This window comes from Sphingobium sp. V4 (assembly GCF_029590555.1).
Classification (GTDB): Bacteria; Pseudomonadota; Alphaproteobacteria; order Sphingomonadales; family Sphingomonadaceae; genus Sphingobium.
In genome coordinates, this window is sequence record NZ_CP081002.1 from 40,050 (window position 1) to 52,850 (window position 12,801).

Below are 12,801 nucleotides of genomic sequence, written 5' to 3' on the forward strand. Positions count from 1 at the left end.
TCGCCATGCAGTATGACAGACCTGTCCCGCAAACGCAGATCGTTCCAGACGGCCAGCACCCGCCGGCTGCGGACCATGGGCAACAGCACCCCATTGGCCTTTATCTCAAGGTCTGGGGCTATCTGTTCGTGCTCAGCACCCTGTCCTATCTGGTCGACTATATGCATGTGCAGGGCATTGTGCGATGGACGCTGATCATCCTGTTCATGCTGTTGAAGGCGGGATTGATCCTGTCGATCTTCATGCACCTGGCCTGGGAGCGGCTGTCGCTGACCTATGCGATATTGCTGCCGCCGCTCGTGCTGCTCGTGCTGGTACGCATCATGCTGATCGAAGCGGACTATGCCTACTGGACCCGCGCGATCTTCATGGGCGGGGGAGGCTGAACCATGAACCGGATGCAGTGGCTGGCGACAGGGTTATGCGTTGCCGGAGCGGCAGGCGCGCTATGGAGCCTCGACTGGTTTGCCGGGCAGCTGTACCCGGAGGATGGGGTGGGCAAGCTCGCTTATGCGCCCGCCGATGCCATGCCGCCGCGTGTCGACATGGCGTCGGTGCAGCGGGACTGGCCCGCCAGCCTCCAGGCTCCGGGCGAGGGCGATCGGCTGATCGCCTATCGACGGGACATGCTGGGCAAGGCGCCGATGCCGGCCGTCGGCGTTGACGGCGCAGGGATTGCCGCGCAAGCGGACCTTGGCACTCTGCTCGCCAACGCGAATGCGGATGTGGGCAGGGCCAAGGCGCAATTATGCCTCAGCTGCCATGACCTGAAACAGGGCGGCCCCAATCGCATCGGTCCCAATTTATGGGGCGTTGTAGGCCGGCCGGTCGCGACCCATGCCGGCTTTGCCTACTCGCCCGCAATGAAGGAACATGGCGGCAGTTGGAGCTATGAGAGTCTGTTCGATTTTCTTGCATCGCCCGCGCGCGACGTGCCGGGAACGAAGATGAACTTTGCCGGACTGCGTCGCGCCGAGGATCGCGCGGCGCTGATCAAATATCTCGCCACCCTGGGACATGGCGCGCCCCCGCCGCCCGAACCGAAGCCGGCGGCGCGGAGCGGGGCCGCCCGGTGAGGATGGTGCCCACCGGGCGGAATGGTTCAGCGAACGACTGCCCGGGTATAGAGGTGCCAGGTGGCGTAGCCCAGCACCGGCAGTACCACGGCCAGCCCGACGAGTCCGGGCAGTGCGCCCAGGACGAGGAGCGTCACCACGGTAAGGCCCCATGCCGCGACCGTCACAGGGTTGTTCCACGCCACGCGGAATGATGTACGCAGCGCGACACCCCAATTGACCCTCTTGTCGATGATCATGGGGAACGACACGACGCTCACCGCCAGCGTCACGATGGCAAAGCCCAGCCCCACGAGATTGCCGATGATGATCATTTGCCAGCCTTGGGCGGTGCCGAATACGGCCTGCAGGAAGGCGCTCGGCGATGCGATCACGTCAGGCCCGAGCTGGCCGACAGTCGAATAATAGATGAACCAGGCAGCCGTCATCCAACCAAGGAAGAGCATGGCGGTCACGCTGGTCAGGTCGAACAGCGCCGGAAAGGCCGGTCCGCGCACGACGTCCAGGAAATGGCGCCAACGGGAATCCAGCCCCTGTTCACGCCGCCGCGCCAGTTCGTAGAAGCCGCTGGCAAAGGCCGGGCCGAACAGGACCGATCCGGCCAGAAGCGGAAACAGCAACGGCAGCACCGGCATCTGACTGGCCAGCAGGATCGCGAACACTATGACGAGGGGATAGATGAAACCGATGAAAAGCAGATCGCCACGTTTGGCCAGGAAATCTTCCCAGCCCTGGCGCAGGGCGATGCGCAGATCCTTCAGACCGATCCTGCGAATTTCATAATCCTCATGGGGAGGCGCTAGACCCCCTGGATGAGTTATGGCCATGGTGGCTCTCCTCATGACGTGCCGCCATGTCAGACGCTGGCTTCTCCTGCCCTCTGTCGGGACTGGTGCCGACGCAGCCCGTTTCGGGTCTGCTTGAACATCGTCTCGGCATGAGGAAACGCCTCATGGCCTATCGAAGCACACTACACCCATCCCTGCTTGGCAGACAAGCGTCATCATTCTCTGCCGGGACAGGTGGAAAGTCCGGCGACCCTCTGCCGGATGGATCAGGTAACGGTCACGATCCTGGCGGTTCCATTTCGAGCCGCCCGCTTGACCACCACCTGATCGCCGACGCGGTCGAACAGGATGTCGACTTTCGCAGCGCCGATAGCCAGACCGCCGATGGACAGGCTCTGGATGAAATATGGCAGCGCCGGTTGCTGAAAACTGATCTGTTCGGCGGCGACATCGAACCGCAGGCCGAGGCTGGACTGGATCAGCGCCAGCGGGGCGGCAGCGGACCAGGCCTGCGGGCTGCACGCCACGGGATAGAAGGTCGGACCTTGGGAGCGGCGGCGCGGAAAGCCGCAGAATAGTTCCGGCAGGCGCATCATGTCGACATAGGTGGCCGCCGCGAACAAGCCCTCGAATATCTGCGCGGCTTCCCGCTGATAACCGTAGCGCGAAAAGCCGCCCGCGATCAGCGCGTTGTCGTGGGGCCAGATCGAGCCATTATGGTAGCTCATCGGATTGTAGCGTTTCTCGGTCGATGCGATGGTGCGGACGCCCCAGCCGGAAAAGGAGGCGGGGGCCATCAGCGTGCGGACCACGGCCTCCGCCCGATCTTCGCGCGCCAGTCCGGTATAGAGGACATGCCCGGCATTGGAGGAGCGCACGCGGCAGGGGCGCTTGTCGCCGTCCAGCGCGAGAATATAGGTGCCCAGCGCGGCGTCGAAGAAAGCGGCGTCGAAACGGTCGCGCAGCCGTGCGGCCCGGTCCCGATAATCGGCCGCCCGCGAAGGATCGTCGATCATGCCGAACAACTGCTCGGCCGCCTTCCAGGCGCCGTAGACATAGGCCTGCACCTCGGCGAGGGCGATCGGGCCGCGAGCAATGGCGCCATCGGCATGGAAGATCGAGTCATGGCTGTCCTTCCAGCCCTGATTCTGCAAGCCCTGGTCGGTCAGGCGACCATATTCGACGAATCCGTCCCCATCACGATCGCCATGGGTATCGATCCAGGCGAGCGCTGCTTCGATATTCGGGAGAATATTTGTCAGGAAAGCTGCGTCTCCGGTCCGTTCCAGATAGGCGCCGGCGAGCATCACGAACAAAGGGGTTGAATCGATGCTGCCATAATAATGGCGGAAAGGCACTTCGCCCAGTTCGGCCATCTCGCCCTGCCGTACCTCGTGCAGGATCTTGCCCGGCTCCGCATCGGCCGCCGGATCGAAGCGGGTGGCCTGGTGGGCCGCAAGATAGCCGAGGACGCCGCGGCTGATCGCCGGATCCATCCACAGGGTTTCGAGCGCGGTGATGATGGCGTCGCGGCCGAACACCGTGCTGAACCAGGGGATGCCCGCATAGGGATAGGGACCAAATTCAGTGTCTGTCGAGAGCATCGAAATATCGGCGACCGATCGGCGTGCGACTTCGTTGAACAGATCGTTGGACGAATGAATCGTCGCGCCCCGGTTCCGTGCTTGCCGGAGCGTCTGCATGGCTTCGCGCAGTGACTTGAGGAATTGCTTGGGCAGGGCGCTGCCGCCTTCCGCACGATCACAGCAGATGCGGGTGAACAGGGCACAGCGCTGGCCCGGCGGCACGGTCACATCGAACCGTGCATGATTTTCGGTCAGTTCGTCGGGCATCGGATCGAAATGGAGATGCGTACGCCGTTCGCGATCGTCCCGCCCCATATAGCCGAGGAGGACGTCCGCGGACCCCACCTGGGCGTCGCGTATCGTCCCGCGACGCAATCGGGTCATGCCGCGAATTTCGAAGAGATCGGCAAAGTCGGCCGCAAAGCCGAGTTCGATGCTGATCTGACGGGTTTCGGTGTCGAAATTGCGGATGGTGATCCGCTCGTACAATGCATCCTTCCAGATGAAGCGGGTGCGGCGCAGATGGATCAGGTCATGTTCCACCGCGACCCGGCCATCGTCGCCGAAAAAGTCGGGATTGGCGAGGTCGCAGGTCAGCATCGCATTGTCGTCACGCAACGCGGAACTCAGCAGGATCGGCCGCACGCCATTGACGGTCAGATAGAGATGCGACAGATGCCTGGTATCGCGATGGTAAAGCCCTTCCGGACTGCCGGGGCCGGAAATGGCGTCGCCGCTATGGTCGAACACCGCGAAACTGTCGCCATGCTTCAATGTACGCGGCCGACGTTCGTGCAGCGACGAGGTCGCGGGAATGAAGAACTGGGTCTGTGCCTGCGAGATCGCCTGCCCTCCTGCAATGCCGGGCACATCTGGCTCGGGCTGGATCAGCGTCATGGAGTCTCCTATGCCACGATCTGCAATTCGGCGTCCTCGCCGCGCTGGCGGCGCAACCGCGCGGCATCCGTCCGCGCGCCGGGCAGGGTACGATAGAGCGCGACATAGTCGGCCGCCATACGCGCTGCCGTGAAGCGTGCGTCGAACGCGCCGCGCACCCCCGCGCGGTCAAGACGGGGCAGGGCCGCCACGGCCGCGACGGCTTCGTCCTCGCTCCCGACGATGTAGCCCGACACGCCGTGCTCGATCACCTCCGGCACAGAGCCGCAGCGGAAGGCGATGACCGGCGTCGCACAGGCCATCGCCTCGATCATCACCAGGCCGAAAGGCTCGGGCCAATCGATCGGGAAGAGCAGCGCGCTCGCCTGGCCGAGGAAATGCGCCTTCTGCTGCTCATTGATTTCCCCGATGAACTCCACATTGGGGTAGTGATCGACCAATGGCGCGATCTCGCTCTCCCAGTAGCCACGGTCGACAGCGTCGATCTTGGCCGCGATCTTGAGCGTCATGCCGGAGCGCGCGGCGATGCGGATCGCGCGATCGGGTCGCTTCTCGGGCGATATGCGGCCCAGGAACGCCAGATAATCCTCGCCAGCGCCCAGGCGCGGCGGCAGCAGATCGGACGGCAGGCCATGATAGATGGTCCCGCCCCAGTTGACCGGTGGCATGGGCAGGCGCTGATGGTCGGAAATCGACACCAGACTGTGGTCGGGAAACACGCGGTAGAAGGGCGGCAGGTCGGGCAGGTCGAGCCGGCCGTGGAGGGTCGTGACGGTGCGCCCGATAAAGTCCTGGACCATGGGCAGGTGCAGCATGTCGATGTGGAAATGCAGGGCATCGAACTCGTCGGCTCGACGGCGGACCTGCTCCAGCATCATCATATGATAGGGGATCGTGTCGGCTACCGCCGGATTGAGACGGAGCGCCATATCGGTGATGGGCACCAGTTCGGCGCTGGTCTGCGAATCACCACTGGCGAACAGGGTCACGTCATGCCCCTGGCGCACAAGTTCTTCGGTCAGATAGGAAACGATACGCTCGGTCCCGCCGTAGAATTTGGGCGGCACGCTTTCGGCCAAGGGGGCGATTTGCGCGATCTTCATGCAGGCATTCCTCTCGAACGAGTGGCGCCTTCCGTTCCCCGACCCGCGGCAGGCTGCATCGCTATAAGCCTTCAGGATGCCCGCTGGTTGCATGACACCGCAGTGCTTCGTCGCAAAGCAGGAGCGGATGCCGGACGAAGGCCTTTTCTCGCGCGCTTGCACGGCACCGTCGATCGCATTGGCATGAGCCGCATATTGAAACGCTATTGCAAATAGTGGGCCATGCATTAGCCTGACATCGGATTCGCACGGGGAACCGTTCGACGTCGGGAGGAGAGCCGGATGCGTAACAGGCGCAGCATGATCCGCTGGGTATCTGATTTGGCTGGGCCGTTCCGCGTTCCGTCACGCGCATTTGCGGCCCATATGGCGATCCTGGGCGCGCTGACCACAAGCCTGGCGGGGATCTGCTCTGCCCAGGCTGCCCCTCGCGTGGTGACGCAATTGCCGGATGGCTGGCACTTTTTCCAGGGTGATCCGGAGGGGGCGGAAACGCTCGATCTCGACGATGCTGCATGGCAGGTCGTGTCCCTTCCACATGATTGGGCCATCGCCGGGCCTTTCGATCGGGATGCGAAGGCTGCGGGCGAAAATGGATTCCTGCCGAGCGGGGTCGCCTGGTACCGCAAGAGATTGACCCAGACGCCGCAGCCGGGGCGGCGATATTTCATCGAATTTGACGGGATCATGGAGCGCAGCGGCGTCTGGGTAAACGGACGCCATGTCGGCTATCGTCCGATGGGCTATATCGGCCAGCGCTACGACATCACGCGCCACTTGCGTACCGACGGGCCGAATATCATCGCTGTGCGAGCCGACACTTCGGCCGCGCCGTCATCGCGATGGTATACCGGCTCGGGCATCTATCGTCATGTTCGCCTTATCGAGACCAGCGACGTTCATATTCCGCAGGGTGGCGCCTATGTCCGGGCGACGATGATCACCGAAAGTCAGGCGACCATCGCAGTCTCGACGGACATCCATAATGCCGCCGCCGATGCGACGGGCGTGACGGTCGAACTGGTAGTGACCGGCCCGGACGGACGCGAAGTCGCCCGCACGATCACTCCGGTCATGAGCGTCGCTGCAGGCCGCACTGTGGCCGTGCCCGCTGAAGCCGCTCTGGCAAATCCCCGGCGCTGGGACATAGGTGATCCGGCGCTCTACCGTGCTGCCATCCGTGTGCTTGGCGCCGACGGCACCGTCCTCGACAATGAAGATGTCCGTTTCGGTGTTCGTGAAGCCCGGTTCGATCCCGCAACCGGCTTCTGGCTCAATGGCCGCAATTTCAAGCTGAAAGGGGTTGCGCTCCATCATGACGGGGGTGCCGTGGGCGCTGCTGTTCCCCTCGCAGTCTGGCGACAGCGGCTGACCGCACTGAAGGGGCAGGGCGTCAACGCGATCCGCACCGCGCACAATGTGCCCAGTCCGGAATTTCTCGACCTGACCGACGAACTCGGGTTGATCGTGATGGACGAGCTGTTCGACCAGTGGAACGTCGCCAAGACACCGGAGGATTATCATCTGTTTTTCGGCGACTGGCACAAGCGCGATACGCTCGACATGGTACGCCGCGATCGCAACCATCCCAGCATCATGCTGTGGAGCGCGGGCAATGAAATCCACGATACGGCCTATCCGGTGCAGGCCAAGGCGGCGCTGCGCAGCATCCTCGACATCGTTCATGCCGCCGATCCCTCCCGTCCGGTGACGATGGCGCTGTTCCGACCGAACGTGACCAAGGATTATGACAATGGTCTGGCCGACATGCTGGACGTGGTCGGCCAAAATTATCGGGAGAATGAACTGATCGCGGCCAGCCGACAGAATCCGAAGCGCAGTATCGTCGGCACCGAAAACGCGCATAATCGCAGCAACTGGGTGCCGGTACGCGATTATGCGCCCTTCTCCGGCATGTTCCTGTGGACGGGGGTCGATTATCTGGGCGAGGCGAACCGATCCGGCTGGCCCAACATCCAGAGTCCATCGGGTCTTCTCGACCGCACGGGTCGCCAGAAGATCAGCGGCATGGAACGCGAAAGCTGGTGGTCGGAGCGGCCGGTGGTACACGTCATTCGCAATGCCGATCCGGCGGCGGCTGGCCCGGCGACCGACGGCGCGGGTGGCCCGAACCAGCCGGTCCTGCCGACCATGATCGCCGTCGCGACGCCAAAACCCAAGGTCGCGCTGTTCGACGACTGGACGCCGGACGATCCTGGTCCCCACGACGAAACGATCGAGGTGTATAGCAATTGCCGGCAGGTCGAGGCGCTTCTGAACGGTCGCTCTCTAGGCACGCTGCCGATCAATCAGGATGCGTCGCCCCGTCGCTGGAGCGTGCGCTACGTTCCCGGAGAAGTACGCGCCGTGTGCAGGGATGCTGGCGTCGTGGATGTTTCGGACAATCTTCGGACAGCAGGGAAGCCGGTTCGCATCGATTTGCGGGCAGACGAGTCTCTTGTGGGCTCTAACTTCGATGACATGACCTATGTCCGCGCGCGGGTGGTCGACGCCAAGGGCGTGACGGTGCCATCCGCCACCCACCGGCTGCACTTCGCCGTCAGGGGTGCTGGATCACTCATCGCGACCGACAATGCATCGTCGGTCGATCATACACCCTTTCCGTCGCACGAGCGCGCCGTGCTGGACGGAGTTGCCGTCGCACTTGTTCGAGGGGCCGGCGCCGGTCGCTTCACGGTCACGGCTACAGCGGCAGGCCTGAAATCGGGCGCCGTCGAATTACGTTCAGAGAAATAGACGCATGGGGCCAATCGCTGCGGACAAACCCGGCGTGGAAGCAGTCAGCGCTGCCGGAACTGTCAGTGACCCCGCCGTGCGCGTCGGCATTGGTTCGAGCGGGTGGGCAATCTCGTGTTGATGGAAGGGCATGTCATGGATATCGAACCCTTGTCCCTGACCAGTCGTTCGCGCCGCCGCATCATGCTCGGCGTTCTCGCCGCGGGGGTGGCTGTCCCGATGCGCCCTGCGTTTGCGGCGACGCAGGATGACGCATTCTGGGTGAAGGCCAGGGCGATTGCGGATGGCATTGCGCCTCCACGCATTCCACGCCGTACATTCCAGCTCAAATCCTTTGGCGGTCTTGCCGACGGAAAGACGGACAACAGCGCGGCGATCGCCCGCGCCATTGCGGCTTGCGCAGATGCGGGAGGCGGCCGGATCGTCTTGTCGCGGGGCGTGACGCTGACTGGCCCGGTTCGCCTGGGCTCGCGCATGGCGTTGCATATCCCCAAAGGCGCGCGGCTGAAGTTCATCCCCGAACCGGCCCGCTACCTGCCGCCTGTCCACACCCGCTGGGAGGGGGTGGAATTGATGGGCTACCAGCCGCTCATCTATGCCTTCGAGGAGGAGGACGTCGCCGTCACCGGTGGCGGCGTGATCGATGGATCGGCAGACGACCATCATTGGTGGCCTTGGAAAGGCCCCTGGGCCGACCGTTACAGGGACACGCCGGTGAAGGAGCGGCAGGCCGCCGATCGCGCGCGCCTGTTTGACATGGCCGAGCGCGGCGTCCCCGTGGCGCAGCGCGTGTTCGGCGAAGGCAGTCGCCTTCGCCCCGCCCTTTTCCAGCCCTACCGATGCCGCCGCGTGCTGATGGAGGGCATCACCGTGGAGGCCGCGCCCTTCTGGCAGATTCATCCCGTCGACTGTACCGACGTGACGTTCCGCAGCGTCACCTGCTCAAGCCACGGCCCCAACAACGACGGCATCGATCCGGAATCCTGCAATGGCGTGCTGATCGAGCATTGTGTGTTCGACACCGGGGACGACTGCATCGCCATCAAGGCGGCGCGCAACGCCGACGGGCGCCGTCTCGCGAAGCCGTGCGAGAATATCGTCATCCGGAACTGCCTGATGAAGGACGGCCATGCCGGCGTCGCCATTGGCAGCGAATTGACCGGCGGCGTACGCAACGTATTCGTCCACGACTGCCGGATGGATAGCCCGAACCTGACCCGCGTGCTGATCATCAAGTCGAACAGTTATCGCGGCGGCCTGATCGAGGATATCCATCTGCGCCGCATCCACGCGGGCATGGTGGACAAGGCCTTCGTTCAGATCTGGATGCTCTACGAAGAAGGCGAGGGGGGTGGACATGTTCCTCAAGTCGCCCGTGTGTCGGCTGAGGAGTGCACGGTCCGATCGACCGAGCGGGTACTGATCGTGCGGGGAATTCCGCAAGCCCCGATCCGCGATCTGCGGCTGGTCAATGTCAGGGTCGGGCGGGAGGCTCTGCCGTCGGTCACCGTCGATGTGGAACCTTTGGCGCTGGACAATGTGATCGTGGGCGGGACGCGCTGGACGCAGGAATATTTGCGCAGCCTGCCTGGCGCGGACAGCATCCGTTGCGACAAATGGGCTGTTTGTCGATAATGGGGAGACGCTGCATCCTGGCTCCCAGAAGGTGAAGGCGAACCGCCACAGATCATACCCCGGGCTGCTCGATCGATGGAGCACCAGTCCCGCATAGTAACTCTACGACATTGACTGGCGCGACCAAGCGCATGGGCCCCGGGGCCGTAATCAATGCAGATCGACATCCAATGGAGAATGGCCATATTGCCGTCAGGAGGGGAGACCTACTCATTCAGATTATCGAGCTGTGATCTGAGTCAGTATCGGCGGATGCGGGGGAGCAGATCACGAGTCAGAAAGCCCACGCCGCCCGTCTACCGTTCCAGCCGGTGCCCGGCCTGTCCATGTACCCAGCTTCCCCATGCTGCGGGCTCGCGAGGGCTCACGCCGCGCGCCGCGAGGCCGCCTATGATTCCCGCCAGGGCATCGCCCGATCCACCTGTTGCGAGACTGACGCATCGCCCATTGTGATGCAGACAGGCGTGTTTGCTTTCGGCAATGACGCTTGTCTTGCCCTTTAGCAGCACGACCGCATCAAACTGTGCGACGTTGCCCGCGCTCTGCCCGTTTCTCAAGATGACGAGTTGGCGGGGCCAATGGATCGATAGCATCGCATCCTCTCCCCATCATGCTGGAGACCTGCGTCCTGCTTTCAAACCTCCAAGGCCTTGTTCACCCGCATTTCGCGATGATCGCTCAGGGAAGCGCGCGGACCTTGGGTTCGCGGTCCCAATAGCGTCTGCCGGCGGCGCCAGCGAATTTCGCGGCGGTTACGATGCCGTCATCTGGTTCCACGCCCGCCTTGTCCAGCAATGGCTTTGCCGCATCGCTGTGACCGATCGCCTTCAAATGGGCGAAGGCGTCCATGACGAACTGGACGGCCGCGCCCTCCTTCAGCAGTTGCTCGGCGCCCTGGGCCGACAGCAACACCGCGACCGCGTCGAAGAGGACGGAGGGCGAACCGGCCAATTGCCCGTCTGCCACTTGGCTAGTTCCATCGGAAAGCTTGGTTCCGCCGACCTTGGGCGCGACGATGAAGGGCGTGCCACCGCCCTTCGTGACGGCGGTAACGAGCTTGCGGAGTTCCTCTGCATCGCTGCCGTCGGCGATAAGGATGCCGAACTTGCGGCCTTTCAACGTGTCGAGTTCCATCGGTCCGCCGATAATGCGTAGCGCCGGGGACAGATCCAGATCCTGCACCGGCGCTGCTGCGGGGGAAGCCTTGGGTAGCGGCAAGGCAAGCCCATCGGCGATCCGCTTCGCCAGTCCGGGATCGACATTGACGAGGTTGGCGAGAACGCGCGTGCACACATGTGCCAGGCTGACCTTCGACAGTTCGAATATGACCGCGGAGGCGAGATGCGCCTGCTCGGCCGGATCGAGTGAACGATAGAACATTCTCGCCTGGCTATAATGGTCGGCAAAGCTTTCCGGGCGGATGCGCAGCTTTTCGCCCTGTTCGTCTTCGGCGGCGCGGCCCGGGAAGGAGGAAAAGCCGGTGGCCGGGCATTCACGCGGTCCGCCCTCCTCGGCCGCATCTGCCAGACTGTTGGGCTCATAATTGGCGCGGCCTTTTGGCGTGAGCATTTGCATGTGCCCATCGCGCTGGAAATTCGCGAACGGACATTTGGGGGCGTTGATGGGCAGTTGATGGAAGTTGGTCGAGCCCAGCCGTTTCAGTTGCGTATCCAGATAACTGAACAATCGTCCTTGCAGCAAAGGATCGTTGGTGAAATCGATGCCCGGCACGATGTTGGCCGGACAATAGGCGACCTGCTCGGTCTCCGCGAAGAAATTGTCGGGGTTGCGGTCCAGCACCATCCGGCCGATCGGGCGGACGGGCAGCAATTCTTCGGGAATGATCTTCGTTGCGTCCAGCACGTCATATGGCAGGCTGTCTGCGAAGGCTTCGTCGAACGCCTGGATGCCCAGTTCCCATTCCGGATAGTCGCCCGCTGCGATCGCCTCAAAAAGATCGCGGCGTTGGAAATCGGGATCGGCCCCGGCGATCTTTACCGCCTCGTCCCAAAGGGTCGATGCGAGGCCCTGCTTGGGCTTCCAGTGGAATTTGACGAAGGTCGACTGGCCGGACGCGTTGACGAAGCGGAAAGTATGAATGCCAAAACCCTGTATCGTGCGCAGCGAGCGCGGAATGGCGCGGTCGGACATGGCCCACATGATCATGTGGGTCGATTCCGGCATCAGGCTGACAAAGTCCCAAAAGGTGTCATGCGCTGACGCCGCCTGGGGATAGCCGCGATCCGCCTCCATTTTCACGGAATGGATCAGGTCGGGAAATTTGATCGCATCCTGAATGAAGAAGACGGGGATATTGTTGCCGACCAGATCCCAATTGCCCTGCTGCGTGTAGAATTTGACCGCGAAGCCGCGGACGTCGCGCGGGGTGTCGACCGAGCCGGCCCCGCCTGCAACGGTCGAAAATCGTGTAAATACGGGAATTTTTTCGCCAGGTCTCTGAAACAGGTCGGCTTTCGTGATATCGGACAGGCTTTCATAGACCTCGAAAAAGCCATGGGCCGCCGATCCGCGCGCATGAACGATCCGCTCGGGAATCCGCTCATGATCGAAATGGAAAATCTTCTCGCGGAGTACGAAATCTTCCAACAGCACGGGACCGCGCGCGCCGGCCTTGAGCTGGTTCTGATTGTCCGCGACGGGAATGCCCTGATTGGTCGTCAGGCAGGCCTCGCCGACGCCATCATGTCCTGCATGTTGATGTGTTTCGCCGCCCGTTCCAGACTTCCGGCCCGCATCAAGCCCGTTCTTCCCTGCCATGATCTGCTCCTCATCCTGGCATCGCCATGCCGTCACAAGGGGGAAGACTTGGGCAGGTCTCCGGTTCCGGATTTCGCGAGCTTTATTCTCCAGCTCTGCGGCTTTGAATGTGACCCGACGAAGAGATGGGCATCTAGTGACCCGAATTTGAAGTTCGTCACACCGGGGGGGGCGCCAAACG

Annotated in this window: 9 protein-coding genes; 4 read left to right on the forward strand and 5 right to left on the reverse strand. The window is 62.9% G+C overall.

All coding sequences use genetic code 11. The features are described from left to right. The first annotated feature begins 5 nt into the window (after positions 1-5). Entirely contained in the window at positions 6-386 is a 381-nt protein-coding gene (locus tag K3M67_RS16070; RefSeq protein WP_066861274.1) for a cytochrome C oxidase subunit IV family protein, read from the forward strand. Positions 387-389: 3 nt separating this feature from the next. Next, complete coding sequence (locus K3M67_RS16075; RefSeq protein WP_285833401.1) at positions 390-1,076, forward strand: c-type cytochrome; 687 nt, start codon at positions 390-392, stop codon at positions 1,074-1,076. Between the two features lie 26 nt (positions 1,077-1,102). On the opposite strand, the gene K3M67_RS16080 is transcribed toward K3M67_RS16075, so the two are convergent. From K3M67_RS16080 to K3M67_RS16090, 3 genes are all read right to left on the reverse strand, one after another. Next, complete coding sequence (locus K3M67_RS16080; protein WP_066861275.1) at positions 1,103-1,903, reverse strand: DUF2189 domain-containing protein; 801 nt, start codon at positions 1,901-1,903, stop codon at positions 1,103-1,105. A 227-nt stretch (positions 1,904-2,130) separates the two neighbouring features. Further along, complete coding sequence (locus K3M67_RS16085) at positions 2,131-4,347, reverse strand: amylo-alpha-1,6-glucosidase (protein WP_285833402.1); 2,217 nt, start codon at positions 4,345-4,347, stop codon at positions 2,131-2,133. A gap of 8 nt (positions 4,348-4,355) precedes the next feature. Then, positions 4,356-5,450 carry a glycosyltransferase family 4 protein gene (locus K3M67_RS16090; RefSeq protein WP_285833403.1) on the reverse strand — a complete coding sequence of 365 codons (1,095 nt, stop codon included), beginning with the start codon at positions 5,448-5,450 and terminating at the stop codon, positions 4,356-4,358. Positions 5,451-5,732: 282 nt separating this feature from the next. On the opposite strand from K3M67_RS16090, the gene K3M67_RS16095 reads away from it, so the two are divergent. Together K3M67_RS16095 and K3M67_RS16100 are read left to right on the forward strand one after the other, a co-directional pair. After that, the gene (locus tag K3M67_RS16095) at positions 5,733-8,207 is read left to right on the forward strand and encodes a glycoside hydrolase family 2 TIM barrel-domain containing protein (RefSeq protein ID WP_285833404.1); all 2,475 of its coding nucleotides are present in this window, start codon (positions 5,733-5,735) and stop codon (positions 8,205-8,207) included. A gap of 135 nt (positions 8,208-8,342) precedes the next feature. Next, complete coding sequence (locus tag K3M67_RS16100) at positions 8,343-9,842, forward strand: glycoside hydrolase family 28 protein (protein WP_285833405.1); 1,500 nt, start codon at positions 8,343-8,345, stop codon at positions 9,840-9,842. Between the two features lie 296 nt (positions 9,843-10,138). Here the strand turns inward: K3M67_RS16100 and K3M67_RS16105 are convergent, their stop codons facing one another. Both K3M67_RS16105 and K3M67_RS16110 read right to left on the reverse strand, forming a co-directional pair. Continuing rightward, the gene (locus K3M67_RS16105) at positions 10,139-10,435 is read right to left on the reverse strand and encodes an NAD(P)H-hydrate dehydratase (protein ID WP_285833406.1); all 297 of its coding nucleotides are present in this window, start codon (positions 10,433-10,435) and stop codon (positions 10,139-10,141) included. 85 nt (positions 10,436-10,520) lie between these two features. After that, complete coding sequence (locus K3M67_RS16110) at positions 10,521-12,620, reverse strand: catalase (RefSeq protein WP_285833407.1); 2,100 nt, start codon at positions 12,618-12,620, stop codon at positions 10,521-10,523. Between the last annotated feature and the right edge of the window lie 181 nt (positions 12,621-12,801).